Origin of the sequence: Chitinophaga rhizosphaerae, assembly GCF_003958645.1 — a bacterium.
Lineage (GTDB): Bacteria > Bacteroidota > Bacteroidia > Chitinophagales > Chitinophagaceae > Chitinophaga > Chitinophaga rhizosphaerae.
On the sequence record NZ_RXLO01000010.1, the window covers coordinates 198,383 to 219,178 of the forward strand.

11 protein-coding genes are annotated in these 20,796 nt (G+C 45.8%); 2 read left to right on the plus strand and 9 right to left on the minus strand.

What is annotated here, in order from left to right; translation table 11 throughout:
• Positions 1-6: 6 nt before the first annotated feature.
• Entirely contained in the window at positions 7-3,564 is a 3,558-nt protein-coding gene (locus EJ361_RS21370; RefSeq protein WP_126248128.1) for a SusC/RagA family TonB-linked outer membrane protein, read from the minus strand.
• 79 nt (positions 3,565-3,643) lie between these two features.
• Positions 3,644-4,210 (minus strand): RNA polymerase sigma factor, encoded by a 567-nt coding sequence (locus EJ361_RS21375; RefSeq protein WP_164714353.1) that lies wholly within the window; start codon positions 4,208-4,210, stop codon positions 3,644-3,646.
• A 524-nt stretch (positions 4,211-4,734) separates the two neighbouring features.
• Between EJ361_RS21375 and EJ361_RS21380 the strand changes: the two genes are divergently transcribed.
• Positions 4,735-5,847, plus strand: a complete 1,113-nt coding sequence (locus EJ361_RS21380) for a FecR family protein (protein WP_164714354.1) — start codon at positions 4,735-4,737, stop codon at positions 5,845-5,847.
• 272 nt (positions 5,848-6,119) lie between these two features.
• Here EJ361_RS21380 and EJ361_RS21385 read toward each other — a convergent pair whose 3' ends face one another.
• On the minus strand, positions 6,120-6,749 hold the full coding sequence (locus tag EJ361_RS21385; RefSeq protein ID WP_126248134.1) for a hypothetical protein: 630 nt from the start codon (positions 6,747-6,749) through the stop codon (positions 6,120-6,122).
• Between the two features lie 333 nt (positions 6,750-7,082).
• Entirely contained in the window at positions 7,083-7,697 is a 615-nt protein-coding gene (locus EJ361_RS21390) for a hypothetical protein (protein WP_126248136.1), read from the minus strand.
• A 208-nt stretch (positions 7,698-7,905) separates the two neighbouring features.
• On the opposite strand from EJ361_RS21390, the gene EJ361_RS21395 reads away from it, so the two are divergent.
• Complete coding sequence (locus tag EJ361_RS21395) at positions 7,906-8,709, plus strand: hypothetical protein (protein ID WP_126248138.1); 804 nt, start codon at positions 7,906-7,908, stop codon at positions 8,707-8,709.
• 247 nt (positions 8,710-8,956) lie between these two features.
• Here EJ361_RS21395 and EJ361_RS21400 read toward each other — a convergent pair whose 3' ends face one another.
• From EJ361_RS21400 to EJ361_RS21420, 5 genes are all read right to left on the minus strand, one after another.
• Positions 8,957-9,523, minus strand: a complete 567-nt coding sequence (locus EJ361_RS21400; protein WP_126248140.1) for a hypothetical protein — start codon at positions 9,521-9,523, stop codon at positions 8,957-8,959.
• 26 nt (positions 9,524-9,549) lie between these two features.
• Positions 9,550-13,992, minus strand: a complete 4,443-nt coding sequence (locus EJ361_RS21405) for a DUF6443 domain-containing protein (protein WP_126248142.1) — start codon at positions 13,990-13,992, stop codon at positions 9,550-9,552.
• Between the two features lie 17 nt (positions 13,993-14,009).
• Entirely contained in the window at positions 14,010-17,663 is a 3,654-nt protein-coding gene (locus EJ361_RS21410; RefSeq protein WP_126248144.1) for a hypothetical protein, read from the minus strand.
• A gap of 7 nt (positions 17,664-17,670) precedes the next feature.
• Positions 17,671-19,086 carry a hypothetical protein gene (locus EJ361_RS21415; RefSeq protein ID WP_126248146.1) on the minus strand — a complete coding sequence of 472 codons (1,416 nt, stop codon included), beginning with the start codon at positions 19,084-19,086 and terminating at the stop codon, positions 17,671-17,673.
• An 827-nt stretch (positions 19,087-19,913) separates the two neighbouring features.
• Complete coding sequence (locus EJ361_RS21420; protein ID WP_126248148.1) at positions 19,914-20,681, minus strand: hypothetical protein; 768 nt, start codon at positions 20,679-20,681, stop codon at positions 19,914-19,916.
• Between the last annotated feature and the right edge of the window lie 115 nt (positions 20,682-20,796).

Below are 20,796 nucleotides of genomic sequence, written 5' to 3' on the forward strand. Positions count from 1 at the left end.
TTATATTTAAAACTTTGTGTGCAACCCAATTGTATAGGATGTCCGCATGGGGAGTACTTGGTTCTCGGGATCTATACCCAACTTGTTAGCTTTCCAAATGACGCCAATATTTGAAACCATTGCTTTGAATACCAGCGGCTCCTTTCGTGCGCCAAACAACGTCCATTTATCCAGAGTATACTCAAGTGCAACGTCCTGGATCCGAAAATGGTCTCCTTTCTGCACCAGGATACTGGAGTTCCGGTAGAAGTTCTCCCTGGCTGGATCATCTGCAACGACAGCAGATGGAATATTGGTACTTCTCTCGTCCCCTGGCTTTTTCCATCGATTTGTAAAATCGGAGTGTCCATTCCAAAACGTAATCAATTCGCTATAGTTGATGGACCTCCTCCGGAAATAATACCCTAGGCTGTACCTGATATTGAATGAAAGTGTAAGGTACTTCCATGACACTTGGTTTAATATATTCCCAAAATACTTTGGAACAGCGGTGCCGTAGTTAATCAGTTCTGACACTTTAGTATTATTGTCTGCCACGACTAAATTATATGATGAAATGGTATCACTTAATATTCCCTGGGGAGATCCATCCGCTGCGCTCAATCCACCCCATTTGTATGCATATAACTTATTTAATGATGTACCAATTATCGTTGAACCTGATTGTAGGTAAACAGAAGAGATTTCGGACAAATTGGGAGTGATATCGTCGTAGTCTAGTACTTTATCCATATTTGAACTAAAATTAATGGTCGATGTCCAGTTCAAATCTCTATTATTTATTATCCTGCCTCCGACTTGAACATCGATTCCTTTTGTTCGAAGCGTTGCATAGTTCCCGTAATAGGAAGGTACACCCCTTGTTGCCTCTGTAAAAATTGGGCCGATCAGGTCAATCCCTTTCTTATTGTATACCTCAAAAAAACCATATAACCTGTTCTTGAAAAATGAATAGTCCAATCCCAGATTAATTGTCCTGACTCTCTCCCAAGTTAAATCCGGATTCGACGGATTGAGCAGCATTGCATAAGGTGTTCGGATATAAATATTTCCTGAGGCCGCCACATAGCCTATTGTCGGCTTCGAAGAAACGGTAGTATTTAGGTTGCCATTCACGCCATAGGTAGCTCTGATCTTTAACTGGTCTATAAACCTTGCCGACTGCATAAAACTCTCGCTAGAAATAACCCATCCGAGCCCGGTTGACCATAGCGGAACCCTCCTGTTGTTAACATTTACGCCGAAAAGATTGGCCGCATCCAGCCTTATGCTAGCTGACAATAAATACTTCGAAAGGTATGTATAGGAGCCATTTGCATAATAGCTGAAGAATCGCCTATTCATTACGCTTGTGCCTACTGGATTATATGAGCTTAGTATACCACTTCCCGAAGGCCTGACGGGATATATTGTGTTATAATTAACCTGGACTGATGTGAGCGTTTCGTCATTAAATCCAATCATGGAACTCCGGCTATCTTCTGTCCTTCCTTCGCTAGCTTCCAGTCCAGCTAGTACATTTAGATCACTGTTGGACCAGTTTTTTCCGTAAACTACCTGCCCCCTTGCATTCCATCCAGTCAAACGCTGGAACAAATTTGAAATGTAAGACCCCTTAGGAAACGGGTATACCAAGGAACCTGACATTGGGTCGATATCTGCGTATTTATTTACTTCATTTCGGACTAAATATGAATTGGGAGAATAGTAGTAATTGTTGGTAGCCCATGAGCGATTATATTGACCAGAAAGTTCAACACTAAGTCCTTTTAAAACCTTGAATTTCAGATTACCACCAAGTCGCACATTGTCGATAGTTGTTGAGTTCTTGGATTCCCGGAGCTCGTTTAGCGGCTTAAAATGCCAATCCATCAATCCGATATTAGAAACAGTATCAATGTAGACACTTCTAAGTCCTTCCACGGGACTGGGTATAGCAAGTGGTGTTCCATTGGTGCTGGCAAGTGCCGAATAGGGAGAAACCTGGCTCACATATCCTGAAAGGGGAACTAGCTGATCATAAGTTAAGTTTGGTTTCTTACCCGCAGTATGGGAATAATCAATAAAATAAGCTGCTTCAAGAAATTGAGTCAGTTTGTTTGAGCTGGAACTTCGAACCGTGAACCTTTCACTGCTTGCGCCTATCTGATCTGTTCGGTCTCTGTCGTAACCCACGGAAGTGTAGTAGCTCGCCTTTGCCGAGCCTCCCCTGATGCTAAGGTTATACTGATGTCTTAATGAATTTTGAAGAAAATACTTTGATACATCATCGTTAATATTCTGTTGACCTAATTTTCCTAGTGCACTTTCGACTTGGGCTGCGCTTAACTCGCCTCTTCGTCCTGCCAACATTGTTTCCACAGCCTGTGGAAGTATAGGGAAATAACCAACTCCTGTAAATAGATCATCATAAATATCGTAATTCCCTGCCTGAAATTGCATCTTTTCAAATTCAATAACATCTTTTCCAGACATCATATTCAGTGAGTTTATCCTGGGCTTCTCAGTTACTGTAAAATTGGCCGAAACATTAAACTCTGTCTTCAAATTATATTGCCCCTTCTTTGTTGTGACAACAATTACTCCGTTTCCGGATCGGGCTCCCCAAATTGAGGCAGCTGCTGCATCTTTTAAGACAGTAATGGATTCAACATCGTTGGGATTTAACCTCTCGACCATCTCCAACCCCGACGGGTACTCTTCATAGGGGAATCCATCAATTACAACCAACGGCATCCTGTTTGAATTTATCGTGCTATAGCCCCGTATCACATACTTTGTACTCCCCGCGCCTACCGGATCATATCTCAGTCCGTTTGTAACGTAGCTGATTCGATCTAGTATATTTGTTGAAGGCGTCCTACCTAATAGCTTATTATCGAGTTGAACAAAGCTCCCTGTAATTCTTTCCCTCGGAATCGTCTGATAGCCGGTAGAAACGACTTCTATAGCGTTAATGTTCCGCACAATCGAATCCAGCTCTACCTTTATGTAAGTTTGATTGCCAACGCGGATCTGCTTCGTGTCAAATCCAATGGAAGAAATAAGCAACACTGAATTTTTTGGCACGCCGGAAATGAAAAAATTACCGGCCTTGTCCGATACATTTCCCTTTCCGCTTCCTTTAATATATATTGTACTACCCGGGAGAGGGATACCCTTTCTATCCTGAACTATCCCGGATATATCGACCTTGGGGACCGTGTCTATATTTACATCATTGTGGGAGAGTTTTAATTCCGGGGCGATGATGATCGATTTTCCACTAAAGCGCCAAACCACTTTCTTTGTTTTAAATAGTTTTGCGAGGACTTCACTTATAGTTGCACCCCTTACTGACAGATTAACAAGTGATTCACCATCCAATACAGGTTTACCATAGAAAAAAGTGTATCCTGTTTGCCGCTCTATCATTATAAGTACTTTTTCAATTGAAATGTTATTTGCATCAATCGATACATTGCTTGAGTCCTGGGCAGACAGGCCGCGGCTTTCAATCGTTATGAATAAAAGCGGCAATAAAAGGAACTTACCCCAGCTTTTGACTTGGTACAATTTTATCATATCCTAATAATTTGAAATTTCTAGTCGAACAATATTCATTTAGCCTGGTAAGAATTGGAGAAAACGCTTACTTCTTATGTCAAAACAAAAAAGAGAGAATAGGAATAAAGTATACCAGCTTAATGGAGCCTTTTAGCTCACTTCTGCCCAGCAGGAGATGTGTTTTGATTGTATTTTTGGAAACACCCATTCTTGCAGCAGCTTCTAGATAGGAAATACCTTCAAAGTATACCATTGAAATAACCTTTCTGCGTTTGGGTGACAGCGATGAAACTGCTTTCTGAATTTTATCTTGGATTTCAGATGTGTTCTCCACTGGCAATTCAATGCCACAGGATTTATCAGCGTGAATATTGGAATATTCAGTCTCGGATCGCTCCGAAACTGACCTTGCTTTTATAATAGATTTACATCGGTTACTTACGGTCTTAAACAAATAGCTCCTTATATCGACAATATTGGGCCAAAGATCTTTCTTGATGCATAAGGCAACAAATGCATCCTGTACGGCATCCTCAGCCTTTGCGTTATCCTGCAAAAAGGCATAGGCGTACATACAAAGTGGCTTGTAGTACTTTTTGTAAGCCATTGTACATCCGGAAATATCGTTACGTCGAAAAGCCTGCAAAATGGAAAGATCCTCCATGATCGAATTATTAAATGATGCCATTATCTTATCAGGAGCGTTGTGGGATTGAAGGATTAAGGTGATTGGAGGGAAAGAAATTATCTGTTTCCGTTCCCCAAGTTTGCAAAAACATAAGGGGAAGGGTGTTATTTGCTTGTTAAACGAACAAATAATTATTTTTTTGAATTATTCACCCTTTCTGATCTTGAGGATTACCCAATTATCAATTTTCTTTTCAAGACAATGAGCATTAATATATTGCATAATATAACTTTTTAGGACACCTGTTTTTGAATACAATCCACTCCAATACACTAACTTGTTTGTCTATTTTGTTATAAAGCAGTTAACACTTTGGAATGAACTAACTCCAAGTACACCATGGCGTCATATAAATAACTTGTGGAATCTTAAATTAATTATTGTTAAATAGTAAACTCATTTTCACCCTTTGATAATTACAGCAGCGTCTTATTACTATGCAAACAGAAATTATCTATTTATTATATCGAGATCGGCTTGGTGAATTAACCCCAAACGAAATGAAAGTATTGGATTCTATACTTGCCTGCAATGAGGAAGCTGTAGTATTTAAGAAACACCTGGCTGAAATCCCGGACCAGTCCATCAGGGATTTCATGGAGAATCTTGACAAAAAAGATCTTGACACGTCCTGGAACGAAATTCTCGTAATTGCTCAAGATGGAAAACTCCTCACAAGGAGCAAATTGAAAAAGAAACTCCAGCTTACAATTGGAGTAATCGCGGCATCATTCCTGCTTTTTATTGGCAGCTTAACTTTTATACACTACCACACGAACGATTCCTATAAACATTTATCCAGCCTTGCTGGCGGCCCCCAATTTACGCTGGCAGACGGAACTGCATATTCATTAGAAGACTCGAGGGCCCTAGACGCATTAAAGAAAAAACATTCGCTTAATTTCTCGAACAAGAGCATGTTGCTAGAAAATGGGAATAGTTCTGGTCCTATTGAAGGCCTAAATACAATTGAAGTACCGATCACCGAGGACTACAAGATAGTATTGCCCGATGGTTCAAAAGTTTGGCTAAATAGTGAGTCAAAAATGAGATTTCCATTCGCGTTCGGTGATAAAAGGGAAATCTTCCTGGACGAGGGGGAAGCTTACTTTGAGGTCTCTCACAATGGTGATAAGCCATTTATTGTTCATACCCCGAGAGGAAAAATCAATGTTCTCGGCACCTCGTTTAATGTAAACCTATATGCAATTCACAAGGAGGTGACCTCGCTGATTACTGGAAAAATCGCAGTCAATGCTATTTCCGGTGAAACGAAGGTCCTCTTACCTGGATGGGAATCAAGTGTTTTTTCCGACCAAATTCGGACTGCAGAGAACTTTGACCAAGTATCAACATTGGGCTGGATGAGCGGCGTAACTTACTTTAAGGAAGCTTCTATATATGAGATTGCTAAGGCAATGAAGCGGTGGTACAATGTCGATCTAACCATTGACGACGATAGTTCTTTCTTAGATGTAAAGCTAAGGGGTAAACTTTTCAAAGAAGCGCCTGTCCAGCAATTCATTAATGATATGAATGAGACCAAAGTTGTGACTTTTTATTGGATCAATACTTCACTACATTGTAAAGTGGGTGAGTATGCCCAATATTAACAATGGCCTTTGGAGAAAGGCCACTGTATTTGAAGCGCTATAATGTTGCAATAAAATGGGATTTACCCAAAGACAAAAAAATGAAAAACTTGAAGTACGCTTTATTAAATGCATCCTAAATATCCGCAATTGTACTGCAATCTAACTGCGGCCAAAATATTCAAATCCTGCCAGACCAGATTAACAGAACTCTGATCAAGCTCTTATTCGATCGAAGCTGGGCTGAATGTGCAATTTTTATGCATGGGCCCCATTGGGAGATAGGGCAAATTTTAGCTACTCTCAAATGCAAAAATTTCGGCATTGGTAAGGTTCGACGCTGGTGAGAGACGTTGACGAGATCCTTGCTTTATCCAGGCTGACAGTAAACTTAATGTCATGGCCATATAGGTTCCAGGACCGAAGCCTTCTTGTAATTCAAACCGGGTTCCCGCTGACACGGCAAGCCCCTCACCCGCAATTACCCCTTCTTCAAATGACCACAAAGAGTTACCTAGAATTTGTGCAGTGGCCATATAGCGATCTTCGGTGCCCAGAAGTTCAGTAGCCATTTCCTCGGTGAGTATCATGTATACAAGCTGAAAACCTTCCCCGAAACACACAACCCCTGCCATAAAGTCCTGTATCAGATTGAAATCAAGGTCCTCAATGAAGAATTGGTTTGCGTCAAAATCCATCATAATTTCTTCGCTAACGTACAAATTGGTAGCATTGGGAACCGGGTTGGTTTCACTAAATCGGCCTACTGTTCGCATCAGTAAGCTGAGCCCTGGTGAATTGGCGACGAACTCATGCTGCTCATCTTCAACCGACGTTAAGGGAAGGTCGCCATCTTTCCAAATTGCATACTCTTCGAAAGCTCTAAACATTGGAAAGGTATCGTTGGACACTTCTATATTCATGTGATATTAATTTATTGGAAAAATAATTGAGCGGTATATAATTCGTGAAAATACATTTAGTATTTTCCGGGCACCAGGCATCGGTACTGAGCGAATTAGCATTTTTGTACTTGTTGGGGCGAAGATTGGTATTTGTGGAGCGTGTAGCCTGCCAGGCACCGGTATTTCCATTTGTTACCTGTCCTTTGAGGGTATTCACAATACGGAAGCTGTATTTGTTTTCGCAAGGAATATGGTTGGCCATCCGGCGCTTGATTTAAACAAAGATAGCTGCCCTGGATCGAACATGGATGCGTAATGGCTAAAAATTCTTTTTGTCGCAGCTATCCTGCATTACATCTTCTTCCCCATTCCATCATCTGGACCTCGCTCTCTCATCGAACGCTTCCTGCTTTCATTAGTTTGCAAATGGAAAAAGTATGCCGAAGTGAACTTTGAGGTAATGGATTCGGGAAGATTGTTACTAAAGATGACGTAGCCGTCGGTAAGTTTGGGGATGATTCTTTCGCGAATTACCCGTTCCACTGCTTCACTTCCGCCTTTCATGGCTAGTAGCTGCTGTAGAGGCTGGTTCCATGAAACATATCGGAGATCCTCATATGGACGGCCATACACAAGACTATTCTCCAGATGGGACTTCGCGTCGCGTATGAAATTGAGCTTGTCAATTTCCTTTAGATGAGGTATCAAAAGATCGTCGATATAATCCTCTATCGCGGTCGCAGCCCCGCCGGCAGCTACACCTTCAGGAGAGGCTAGCCAAGCCTGGACGGCTTTGAGAACTGTCCGGCCGTTTGCATCATAGGCTACGACACTGGTCATGCCTCCTTTTCCATCATTAGTAGCCCTTGCAACCCTTATTTCGTCCACGAAGACTTCCGCGAAATAAGCGATGGTTTCCTCACTCAATTTATCATATACTTCCACATTTCGAAGGCTTACTTCCATAATGACAGGTTTATAGTATACTGAATTCCAAATTACGTGAACTATCCTTTCTCCCATCCTACATAGGACTTTTTTGAACAATCATTAACCTTTTAATTTGACCGGAAAAACCTCCTATATAGGAGGAATACTAAACGGACGGTCGTAAGATTGCGGATGATAATTTTTTGTATGAAGAACTTCCTTCACCTTACTAAATCCAATGATCATGCGTCTGACTGCTAAAACGGTTGCGCTAAATTTCCTACGGCCTGGATATCCCAGGGATCTTGCAGTTTCAGAGCGTACGCCAGCCTCAGATCTCGCTTTCACCTATTTCGAGCATAGTTTTCCGGGGTTGATATCCAAATTTAGAGAGAGCGTGCAGATGATTACGCTTCCTTTCCTGGAAGCCTTTGAGCGGGCGGTTCCCAAGTTAATTGAACACCTCGCCGGCCAATCTCATCGCGAATGCGGGACAATGATACTGCCTGCACGGGAAGGTAGTACGCTCACAATCTTTTATGATTTATCGATAACTGATGCGGGCGCGGCGAGGATCGATATAACGGGTGATGCCTTTGGCTTCCACACCGGGCCCTTTCCCGGCCCCCGTTATTCCCTGTTTTTGAGTCGAAGAAAGGGACAGGGTCTGGCTTTTTCACCCGATGGTGCCACATCCAATGATAGTGTGCTGGCTGTAATCCACCGTGTCGTCCTGCTAAGACAATTTCTGAAGCTTTGTGAGGTAGAAACGAAATTCGTGGAGCCCGGCAGGAAATCGCACGTAGAAGGTCAAAAGTACCGCAACGAAACGCCAGTCCCCGTGGAGCTGATTTCTTGCACCTGGTTTACCAACATCGTGCGGACCGCGGGCTTTTCGGTTGGGGCGGACACCGGTGGATTCTTTCGCCTCCAGCACTTTGGGCCTGGCCATTCAAAAAGCAGGTTTATCTGGATCAAGCCTTATCGGAAAAACGGATATACTATTCGTGCACGCGTCACTAAGTCCCCAAACGTTGGCTCTGGATAAGTGGATATCGACATCGCGCCAACGTGTGACAACACCATTCAAGGCATCGTCCCCAAGTGTAGGAAGCAGGATTTCTCACCATTTCGGGAAAATAATGGATTTAGATCGCCGTTGGAAATATTAAGAAAAAGCAAGGCGCCAAATTTGGGCGCGGCTGCATGCTACATACAGTGTGACAACAATAGTGAAGAACAAAAGGATGGCCCTTTTTTCGGTGCCGTCCAATAGTTTACTTCGAACCTGCGGGTCATGGATGGCTTTTATTCCACCAAGGATACTTCCTGTCTATTTCGAGTACCTTGAGCGGCAAATAGACATATGTCCAATTTTGCCCACGAATAAACGCTAGGTCCATCGTCGGCGGGTAATCGAACCCAAATATTGCTTCGCAATGGTGCATTTTCAGCTTGATCCACCGCATTTTCACCCAGGTGGCCCATGCATACCATTTAGGCAAGCCGAAGGCGTGAGGTCTACTACCCAGGACAAACGGATTGACGGTAATCACCTTGTTTAATACTGATAGCGTCGCCGAATCGGCATGATCGTAGGGCGTGAAAGTATTGTCAATCGGCGCAGAGAGATACTTCTCCTTATCAAAATGCTCGAAATTATCCTTCAGATAATGGGCAAACGGGCGTCCTGCAATGATACTATCCGGGACAAAATAATAGTGATTGCTATAGACCCCTTCCCATTCTTTAACACGATTTTTCTTTAGGTCTGTAGATAAATAGAAGTAGCCAGATACCATCACTGTGTCAACAAACTGAATATAATGCTGCGCTCTCAAAGTGGCTGGCAGCAGTAGCATGGAAATTACTATTATTCGCATATTGGTTAGTTTTCGAGATCTTCTTTAGTAACCTTTTTAACGTTTCCTATCCTTGACGTTTCTTTTAATTTTTCCCGTTCTGTGGGCGTGATATATTTAGATGCTATCGTACCAAGCGGAGTGTCAAACCTACCTGCTATTGCCCTTATTCCCCCGATGTCAACCGCCGACGAAAATAGACGGTATTGGCCGCTGCCCGAATTGGATACGCCAGCATTTCGAGGAACTTCTGAAAAGGTGGCGTCAGACATAATGCTTCCAGGGTCACCGTGCACGCCGCCAAGATTATGTCCTATTTCGTGAATTCCCGTGCTCGTGCGAAGTGCATTCAAATCAACGCCAGGATACTGTTCAGCTGCAGCTGCCATCTTTTGCTCGTTGAGTGTTATATCCCGGTTGGTAGATGCACCATAGGCATCCTTTTTATTATCTATGTTACCGACTGTTACCGTGTTTCCGAACCCAATTTGTAAGCTTCCAATTTTCAAAACATCATTCCCAGCCTTTTCCTTGGCTTCTTCCCTATTTTCCGTTTTGGTTGCGGTTAAGTTGAATTTAACATACACAGTGCCATTATCAGTCTTTACCGCAAATGCTTTCCCGTCATTGTTATATGCAGCGATAGATGCCTGGAATGCTGCGGCCTGGTCATCCGTCATGCCGTAGAAATAGTAGTTGGCTGTTACTACATATGGATCATCCTGACTTCCCGATCCGGTAACGATGCCATCCTTTCCAGTTGGATCGATGACCTGCATGGGGTTATTAAAGGAAAAGGCATAAGAAGAGGTCCATTCATATTTGCCGGCGGATGGGTCCGGGCAAAGCCATCGACCGATCTGGTGGTCAAACATTCGTGCACCGAAATCGTGCCATTCCAAGCCTGTCTTGGCTCCCAGCTCTCTCGACTGCTTTTCCATGCCATTAAAGGCATAGTTGTTGGGTAATTTGCCAAGTGTCTTGCTACTGATCGCGGCGATTGGAAGGCCAAAAGGATAATAATGGGTCTCCTCCACCAGTGGAGAATGTTCGTGGGACAAGTTAAAGTTATCGAAATAGACTAATTCGTCACTCTCATTTGAAATATAAACATACGCATACCCGTTCCGGGTCACATCGATAGCGTTGGCCAACCGTCTGTCGATCGTATACTTCACGCCTGGCGTATAGGAAACCGGGAAGACCCGACTGGCTGACGCATCAAATCTGAGTTGTTCATCAAATATCAGGACATTCAGATAAGCCTTGGGAGCTTGATTGGCCCCGCTGGTGGCCGGGTTGGTGTTGAGCAGGCCGGCAAGGGCTGCGTTGCCAGAGAGACCTGACGCCAAACTAGTTGCGCCCGGTTTGAGAAAATCCGCGAAATTACTGCTTCCTGCAAGGGCGGCACCCAGATTCGCCAGCAACGATCCGATACCATTGGCAGGGGTATTATTGGCATTGGCCACCTGAAAGTAATACTCGACGTAGGCATGCAGCCTGTCCCCTTTCATTACCTTGAGGAGCTTGGCTGCTCCAATCGCCCCCGTGGATCTACGCACCAACATTACCTGCTGTCCGTTGGCAGTAGTGTCTCCGAAGGCGCCAGGCCGGGCCACCCGAGTCGTGGTTACATCGATCGATCCACCAGTCCGGTTTTCCCAGTAAGCATTCTGGTTGTTGACTTGCGCAGATCCGGCTGTCCCTTCCCAGCTCAACGTGGGATATGCGTCAGTTAGCTGTTCATCGGTTAACACCATGCGCACATTGCCGACATGATCTTTAATGAAGTAATCATCTTTAAAAACACCTGCGCTAATTAAACGGGTCCGTCCTTCTTGTCCCATGAAAAAGAGGAACTTGTCAATATAGTCGCCCGGTTGAGCGGTGCTATGCTGGGAGGACTCGTATACGAAATTCTCAATGTAATTTGTTGTTGTAGTTAGCACGGGGCTTTGCGTGGAGTCCACTACCTTTTTGGAAAGGCGCTTCCCGTCTGCGGCGTATGTGTAGGAGACTGCCCCTTTCCCTGGAAAGTGGACCCACTCGACCAGGTTCAGGTGGTTATACCGGATGGTTCCAATATCCTTATTCATATCCTTGGACATGTTGCCGTTGTCATCATAGGCATAATCAGTGGCAGACGTGGTCTTTGTGCCGCCCAGCGAAGTCATATAGCTCTTGGATGTCCGGAAGTCCCCTATGAGCGTCGCTGTATCATTGGCCTGGTCGATCACGTTCTTTAACCTATTGCTATTGGCGATATAGGTATAAACCAGGCTGTCAATCGTCGCATTGCCCGATCCTTTCCACCCGCGCTGCGTCATCTTCTGCAGGTTCCCGTTGGCGTCATACGAAAGGCCGCTTGCGGAGAAATCAAGGTCAGTCTTACCAAAGGCGCCGCCCTTCAATTGGGAAAAATCCGCTCCCATGAGCTGATTAAGGTTATCATATGTGAGGTCATATTTGCGGATTTTTTGATCTCCAGCCGATTTCCACATCATTCGGGCAATGCCGCCGTCATACCTTTTCTGGGTTAACGGGTTGGCTGCACCGTACAGCACCGGACCGTCGCCGTCATAGGCGAGCTGATATCCGAAATACCGGCTTTGGTCCACCGTATCATGGGTAAATGCCTGGTTAACACCCAGCAACCATCCTCGCACGTTATAAGCATAGTCCTGGCGCTCCAGCGGCTGCCCGCTGACAGGATGGGTGCCCATGCTTTTGGAACTCAGTTTCCCTTGCGCGTCATATTGAAAAGCTGCCATCGTTTTAAATGCGCCGCCGCTGGTGGTGGTTTGGCCAAGGCTGAGGATACGCCCGAGGTCGTCATAAGTTGATTTAGTGATCACCAGCACCGTATTGGGGTTGGTACCGGCCTTATCGTGCCGACTGACGGTACGAATTACCTGCCCGCTGAAGTTATATTGGCGCGTGACAAAAGTGTACCCCCCGTTGCCATCCGAGGAACGATCCTGAATCAGCCGCCCCTTATTATCGTAATAATAGGCCGTGTACACAAACTGGGAAGAGCCAAGGATCTTGCGACCTTCCCAGGTAAGCTTTCCTGCCGCATTCAGCGTCTGGTCAATCGACTCTGCGTATTCCGGGCTCGTACCATAATTCATATTGGTATTATAAAATAGATAAGTACCGGTAAACTGCGAAAAGAAGCCTGAAGGTATGTTGTCGTAATTATCATACCGTTTGATAGCTAGCTCTTCATAGGTGCCAGCAGTCATGACAGGATAGTTATTGGTGGCCTCTGCTGCAGATTTGTGCGTAGCCAGGCTCTGGCTACTGTTCCACAGCCCAGTTGCGGTTACCCGGTTCAGTGAATCATACTGGGTATATTGCCATTTCACCGGGCTGCCGGCGCGCAGATTGCCGTCCTGCTCAAGTACCTGCCGGCCGCGTTTATCATAGACCTTGTACACCTCAGCAATACCGGGATGCTTTTGCCGAATGACCAACCCGCGGCCATCGTATTCATATCGATAGCATTGTTCGGCTAGGATTGCGCCACTCAATGCAGTCGTATTCCAGCCGTTAGCCATTAATAGGTTCAAGCCCTCGGGCTGGATGATCAGCCGCAGCCGATCTAAATCGTCATAGACATAGTAGTTACAGACCCAACCGGCGTGGCCGGAGCCATTGCCTGCATCTGCAGTGGCTGTTTGTTGCCGTTTAGCCAAAATCAGCCTACCGGCTTTGTCCTGGTACTGGATAGATTGTCGGCCATGCTCATCCGTAGTGACGTTTTTTAGCAAGGTACCTGCCGGATAGATGCCGGAGGTAGCATAGGTGCCCCAGCTACCAACCACATCAGTTACTTGCCAAATACGCACGCTATCGGTTAATGTATTGACCCAATAAGCAGAGGAGGTCCCTCTCCCACTACCGACCCAACTGGCGCCCGCCGGCAGCGACTTCACTACCCGATCCATCGGCGATCCGTCGTAGCTGGTCTGGTTATATGCCCAGGTAAGGGAGCTCGCACCCACATTGGTCTCGCCGGCCTGGCCTGTCAGCCGCGCATTGAAGTAGCCTGTCTGTTGGTTAAAGGGGTTCTTCTTGAATCCGCCGTCACTTATGGAGTTATTGCCCCCTGCATTACTGGCAGAAAACGGCAAATACTCAATGGATTGTCTCCCTTCGCTATCGTAGACAGTCCCTTTGACCAGATCTCTAGCGGTATCGCCCGTGGGCAGCGATCCCTTTCGAACCACCGTTTGAATTTCGCGGCCAAGCCCGTCAACATAGATAGTGGTCATCTTAACCTCTCGAAGCCCGGCGGTTTTGATGGTAGCCGGGTCGCTAATCGGTGCCTTGGTCTGCCAGGTCCGGATATAGTTAACCTGGCTGCCGCTCGCGTAGGGAGCTGGCAGCGGCTGTTGGGCGTTGGCGGCCACATCCAGCAACACAAAACCTATCGCCAACAAGTATTTTGAGAAACTTTTTTGCATGTCTAACGATTGTGAGGTTAGTTGATGGGGGTTCTGAATTTGAATTCCCTTTCTTCGACGATATTGCCCAGGTCATCCCGGATCCTTATGAGGCGCCCAATACTATCGTATTCGAAATGGATTCGGTTATACTGGCCATCAGTCTGGTCGGTTTGCCGGCCATTTACGTAGGTGATGGTATTGAACTGGGTGAAATTCACCGCGGCCCCCATCCGTAGTTCGTCAACCTGATTGTCGTTCGTGTTGATGCAAAGTCGTATCCCGGCATTGGAGTATCGATAGCGCCAAACCTGCCAACCTTCTTTAGTCGCAATCAGCTCCGGCTCTATGGGAATTTCCTCGTATACTCCCGTAGCATCGTAATACCTTTCCAGAATGGGAATGGCACCGCCTGACCTGACCGCGATGTCAATCGTTGCGGTTATAAAGGGCAGCTGGCGCATCAAGATCCGACCGGTAAAGGAGCATTTGCCGGTGAAAGCCACTGTGGTGTCCCTGCTGCCGATGAGGATCCAGTCATTACAATCGGGTACATTTAGGATTAGATCATTTTCATCTCGTACATTCATCGTTTCAAAACTGGTATAACTGGCATTCCAGAACTTATCATTGCCAATCGTCGTATTTCCGGTCGCCAGTAATCCCCGATACCCCATCAGCGTTCGCGTGCGTTGTCCATTAACAAGGCGACCATCCAATGGATTGTACACCGAGTCCCACTGAGTAGCGGAACCGGCCAGCTTGTATCGGCTATCCATGGTCCAGGCCGTTGCCCAGTCGCCATTACTAGGTACAGAATAAGTGACGGGAGCAGTTGAGGTCATGGAACTAAACAAGAGGGGGCTTTCAAGTTGCAGCTTCCAGGTGTTCGTTGCCACAGGCATTCCGGCCGAATAAAAAGGGAAAAGGGCAAATTCGGTCAAAACGGCATTAGTCACCTTGAGCGGCCCCGTCGCTGAATCTTTGAAGAGATTGATCTTTTCAATAGGTTGGTTCAGCCAGTGGTTGGTCGTGAATCTTTCGGTCACATATACGCCCGTCGGGAAATCCAGGGGGAATTTGGTGCGCTGCTCAAGTACTTTGCCATTACTGTTAGTATGCCGAAGGGTAGTTGCCTGCCAGTGTCCGGGATTGCCGTATTCCGTCTCCTGGACAGTAGTAGTATATGTATTGGCATTGTCCTGGTACTGGCGCGTAGTTACCTTTGAAGGCAGAAAAGCGTAGGTGTATTCCTTATACCTGTCGCTGAATATGAAGGCGGATGGTACTGTTTCCCACCCTGACAGTTGCCCGTTGCCATTGTATGAATCCAGGAGGGTATTGGTCCAATTCTCCACGAACGATTTTTGAGGACCGCTGCTGGACGCAGGCACGGCAACATACTCGGTTTCGGTGCTCTTTATCAGTTTTCCAGATTTTGTATACAGTCCTTCGAACTTGATTTTGCCCCGCTCCTGCTTCCTGGAAGAAAAATGACGGTATGGTGAGGCAAACGGATTAATGCTTTGTAAAACACTGTCATCAGTATTACCATTATCATGGTTGGTGAAAAGGCGTACCGTGTAGGCGGTATCCTGCCGGACCTCGACTACGGTGCTGTATCCAATGTGATAATCATCATGCAAGGATTGCAGGGGCTGCTGGCAGGAAAGGGAAAATTTCAGGTCCTTCAGGCAGGAGGGAAAGTATGTCCCGTCGTAAAACGTCCCTATTACATTGCTCCAATGATAGAGATAGGCATTTACATTCTGAACACCGCTTGACGGCAGACCTGCAAGTTGCGTACTATTGAGGGCTGGGTCGAAGCCTGAAACGTAAAAGTATTTTATGGTATTGTTGATGCCGGTGAGGGTATCAACCGTCTTGATGCTCGCAATACGGAGTCCTCCGGTTGCAAAATTACTGGACAAGGAATCAACTCCCAACATCCTTTCATACTTCACTTTCTTACGGTAACTGTTGAGTTCGTAGTTAAATTCCCGGTAACCACCAGTAGGATAAACCAGTTTTCGGAGGGTTCCTGCTGAAGTGTAAGCCAGGGATGGACTTCGGAGCGTATCAATGAGGCCGTTACTTTTACCAATAATGGACGCTGTGCCGGCATTGTTCCAAAAGCCCCAATGGTCATTTTTTGACTGGTTATAGTCGGGCAAAGTCAAGTTACCATTATAGTAAAACAGGTATCGTTCTCCCGTCGAAATGTTTGCAGGATCCAACTTTTCAACCTTCTGCAGAAATAATCGCTGAGACCAATTGGATAGCGGGTCGTAGGTAAAAGCCCATCGATAAGTATTTCCATGGTAGTCTTTTACTTGTATAGTGTCCAATTTCTTCCATTTGAACGTCTGCACGGCATTAGCAGTAAGGAAGTTGGATTCGTTCGTATTTGAGTAAATGAAGTCGGCTTCCAATATGTCACTATAAATACGCTTCAAATACACCGGACTGCTGATCTTGCTCGCGGTGATCTGTGGTGATGGCCATGGCTGGGAGGTAGCGTCGCCACAGCCAGGCGAGGTACTATTCTGCACTACACTGACTAAAAGCTCACTATTGTAAATGGTCCGTTGATAATCGCCTCGCTCGTAATCGTAATAAAGGTTTCTTCCATCCGGAAACCGCACCGATGTAAGGTGCCACGCGTTTGCGATCCAATAGTCGGAATAGTTTTGTACGCCATGGCCGGTTTGACCAGGCTTATAATTTTCTCCAATTGAGTATTCAATTGCCTGTTGATCCGGCTGGTGGTTACCAAAATAAAATGTGGTCCCATCTTCCGCCTGTATGGTAAATCCAGCCGTTGTTTTCGGATAAGCATTGGATATATCATATGGGCTCATGCCCAGAATCCACTGCGGGCAGCTTGCGCCAGCCTGTGGATCACTGTTCGGCTGAAGCAGACCAGATGGTATATCGACGTCGGTTGACAATCGTGTTACTTTGAATTTGTGATCAGAAATGACTACGGGTTCATTGTTCTGGTCAAAAAAGAACCGGCCGCTATAGCCGAACATGGAAAATGAATATTCGTCGGATTGCACATCTTTCGTCCCCTCATAAATAGTATTGTCCTCCTGAATCGATACATTCCAGCGAAATATTCTCGCTATGTTTTTGCAGCTGTTACCAAGGAAACTCCCCTTGTAAGGAAGGGGCCACGGATACCGGACATATTGATATGGAGTAGGTCCAAAATCACGAGGATCGACCCAATGATACCCTCCACCGCTTAAAAAGTCTACACCATATGAAATGGGAGTCCCCAGCGACCTTTTTAGCCAGCCAAGGTTGTAGGTAGAGTAATTTCCAGGGTGAACGCCATCCTGATAGACAAAGGAATACTCGTCTGGCAAACCATTCACCTGTCGGGTGACCATGCCGCCTGCACGCAGGGCCCAGCCCGTCCCGACCCAAGAGGCGTGTTGATCTGGTTTGAAGCCGCTGGCATTATAAGTTAGCGACATCTTAATGCCCTGATCGCGATATGGTACTTCGCATAAGGGAATTTCAATGGTCGGCAGACCCGTGAAATAGGAAATCGGTACTTTCTGTACCTGCATGAACGAAAAGGTATTGGGTGTGGGCGGCGCCTGCGGCGACTCGGGCAGTTGAGCAAGCCCGGCCGTCGCTGCCAGCAACATCAGGGGCAACAAACGATAATGCATTGTCATTTGCTTTTTATTTTGAGAATTGATAACCTACCCGGAATTGTACGGGTGGGTAAGGTGTTTGTATGGCTAGTAGATCGACCAGTAACTGGAACTGAGTTCTTTTTAGCAGGCGGTTACCCAAAGGCATATCCTTCATGATCCCTAGCAGGGCGCTCTGTCGCCATTTTCGAAGGGCCGGCAGATTTGCCATTTCTGAAAAAGCCTTTTGATAGTGATATTCCAGCGCGCCCGTTGCGTAAAAAGATCCCTTCACCCTGGCGTTGAGAAAGCTCCGAAGGCTCAGGCCCTCATGCGAGAGCGAAATATGCCGGATGCTTTTGCCCCACCCCATTTTATAAGATGCTCCAATTCCGAAAGTGCTTCGCTCGTTCATCCGGTAACCCAGCGACAGGCCAATATCGGATGTGGTCGGAAAGTATTGGGAAGACTTTGCTGTCTGAAAATTGGTGCCAAGCTCCAGCTTCTTTATGCCGGTACGGCGCTTTCTATCGGCGGGCTCTTTATCGGCTGGTTCATCCAGGTTGCGGTCTTGCTTCAGCGCGGCAAGCTTGTCCTTGATTTGCTGCAGCACATTGGTAGCAGCGCTTTGTCCCTGGAGGCTTTGGGCAAAAGATGCGCTGGCGGCGTTTGGCCCCATGCTCGACAGCACGGCTGACCGAACCTGCATAGTACCAGCTTGTAATGGCAGGATGGCAATATCGGGGGATGGCGGAAGAATGGCAGCTAGCATAGAGTAGCGCCGAAACAAATCACCAAACAACCGGCTACTTGCAGCCGATTGCAGCAATTTGGCAAGGAGCTTGTCTGGTTCGTTGGCCAGGGCTCGGTATTCAGCTAAAGTATTTTTGTAGGCCAAGATCTGCCTGGTGATGCTTTTGAAATTATCAGGAAGTCCTAGATTTCCCACACTCGAACGAAGAGTTCGAACTCTTTCACTCAATGCCTGTTGGAGTAAATTCGAACGCGTAAGGGTTTGTTGCAGCTCGTTCATTCGCTGTTGTAACTGTTGTAAAGTCTGCTGTTGTGCAGGGGTAAGTGGAAAAGACTCAAAGAGCTTCAATAAGACAGCTGCGGAATCCAGAGTAGGAACATAAAGAGAGTGCATGGGATCTAGTACAGCGCTGTCATTGATGATTTTTTCAAGCTCATCATATCGACGAGCCATTTCACAGCGCATTTGCGCAGCCTTGGCAGTGTCTTTTCGACCTATTCTGTCTGCGAGCCGTCGCTCAAATCGAAAGGATCGATCAAGTATGCTTTTACTTGATTGCTTGATTTTGGAAGCAAACGACGTTGCCCTGGACGCGTATTGCTCAAGCATAGACAATGGATTGACCGTTGCGGACCGTTGCGTCGCGTTTTGCGCGCGCATAATGGTTGGATACATGCTGACGATCAGCATTACCCAAAAAGGGGCCTTCATAAGCAATTGTTATGTTGTGTTAGGTTATGCCCGCAAATAAACGCTGTTCATGGACGGGCGCAGAATGTGAGATTGGTTGGCTGAAAACGTGAGGACAAGAAAATGAAGACGTGTGGGCAAGATTAAGGAACTTGATAAATATTTCCAACAAATTTCTTAAAATATTCGTGGAGCAGTCTAAAATAGTCTGGATGACTAAATATTTCCGAAGTACAATGGTTGCTTTACACGATCTAATCGTTATAGTAGGTTATCGCAGTCTTCATCATGGTCCCGTTAGGGTTAGGCCCTGTTAAAAGACTACCTATAATGTGACTCGCTGCCCGGAATGTTGCGGGTTAAATAATAATAGCAGACGATCAGTCACGGAACTACTCCGTCTGACCAACCTCGCTTCCAGATCCGGGACTCTTTGCATGATCGATTCATTTTAGAACGAACCAGAGTACTTCTTCTGTGCTGCAGTTCTTTTTCTCGATTCGCTCCGTCGTGACAATAACCGCGTCTTCGAGAAATTTTGCGAATACCTTATTTTCCTTCAGGGCCTCCCTAATGTGATCTTTTAAAGTTAATTCGGTGGACATTCCTTCCCATAATTTAGCTAAATCCTGGCCATTGGAAATATCCGCAAGGAGGGTTAACAGATTTCGTTTGTACTTTGGAAATGTTTGCATCTAGTAACATACACCGATAGACCACCACCGTAGCTGCATATTCTGCAAGTACGGTGGCCGGTCGGTGCTTACTCTCCTATATTTGCTTGCGCAGGTATAATTTTCGGTAAGGAAAAACATGTAACTTCTTCTGTTGAACTTCGACCTGTATCATCAAAAGTTATATTGTACACCAAAATACCATCCCTTAGGTGTGCCTGAAAATGAGTACTTGATATCCTGTTCCAGCTTTGTCGTAGACTCGATAACTTCATTCTCGTGCAATTTATCAAGTCTAGGCTGCCAGGTCCAGATACCACCTGCGGTCAATGCAAGTCGTGCGACAGGTACTGCCAATCCGCCACCTAGCAGCATGAATGGCCGCTTTTTTGTGGGATCTATTCCGATCTGGAGAAGTGGAGAAGCGTATTTGCTGGGTACAAAACTGAAATTCAGGAATGCAGCCGTTACGACATGATCCTTCTGTATATCATCGGCAGTAACTTTCATGTCCTTATCCACACCAAAGCCGTTGAGAGTTGTATTTCCCCAAAATACTCCGGTACTCGCAAAAACAGTGACCGGGTCATAACGGCGGAACTGCAACACACCTTTCTTGGTAACTGACTTTTCCTTGAACTCGTGTTTTTGTGCGTCGTATTCCTTCTCTACCAAAGAAATTGTTGTGTGAAGGCCATGCCCATCTGCAATTTTGACAACCCTTTCCTTATAATATTCGGTCATAACCCCTGGCTTGGGATTGGGGACATCCCCTATGTTACTCACGGATGTTTCCATCAACGCGATTACCGGATCGAACTTTTTGACCAGCTCCCGGTTAGCTGAAAGGGTTATCAGGGACTGCTTTACAAAATCGGCAATTTTCGTCTTGAAAAAACCCTGGACGAGTTTATCGCTAATTTCAATATTGGGAAGTAACATTGTTTTCTTTCGTTAGCTGTTTGTTGTCTTTAGTGCGGTGGTAGCGAGTTTCACTTGTTCATGATATAGCTTTCTTTGCCTTTGTTTACGTTTTTCTTGTCACTCGTTTGTTACG

Excerpts from the sequence above, each read along its gene's own strand:
- EJ361_RS21400 (WP_126248140.1), bottom strand. The coding sequence starts at position 9,523 with ATGCTACTGCTGCCAGCCACTTTGAGAGCGCAGCATTATATTCAGTTT.
- EJ361_RS21405 (WP_126248142.1), bottom strand. The coding sequence starts at position 13,992 with ATGCAAAAAAGTTTCTCAAAATACTTGTTGGCGATAGGTTTTGTGTTG.
- EJ361_RS21370 (WP_126248128.1), bottom strand. The coding sequence starts at position 3,564 with ATGATAAAATTGTACCAAGTCAAAAGCTGGGGTAAGTTCCTTTTATTG.
- EJ361_RS21390 (WP_126248136.1), bottom strand. The coding sequence starts at position 7,697 with ATGGAAGTAAGCCTTCGAAATGTGGAAGTATATGATAAATTGAGTGAG.
- EJ361_RS21420 (WP_126248148.1), bottom strand. The coding sequence starts at position 20,681 with ATGTTACTTCCCAATATTGAAATTAGCGATAAACTCGTCCAGGGTTTT.
- EJ361_RS21385 (WP_126248134.1), bottom strand. The coding sequence starts at position 6,749 with ATGAATATAGAAGTGTCCAACGATACCTTTCCAATGTTTAGAGCTTTC.
- EJ361_RS21380 (WP_164714354.1), top strand. The coding sequence starts at position 4,735 with ATGAAAGTATTGGATTCTATACTTGCCTGCAATGAGGAAGCTGTAGTA.
- EJ361_RS21410 (WP_126248144.1), bottom strand. The coding sequence starts at position 17,663 with ATGACAATGCATTATCGTTTGTTGCCCCTGATGTTGCTGGCAGCGACG.
- EJ361_RS21415 (WP_126248146.1), bottom strand. The coding sequence starts at position 19,086 with ATGAAGGCCCCTTTTTGGGTAATGCTGATCGTCAGCATGTATCCAACC.
- EJ361_RS21395 (WP_126248138.1), top strand. The coding sequence starts at position 7,906 with ATGCGTCTGACTGCTAAAACGGTTGCGCTAAATTTCCTACGGCCTGGA.
- EJ361_RS21375 (WP_164714353.1), bottom strand. The coding sequence starts at position 4,210 with ATGGAGGATCTTTCCATTTTGCAGGCTTTTCGACGTAACGATATTTCC.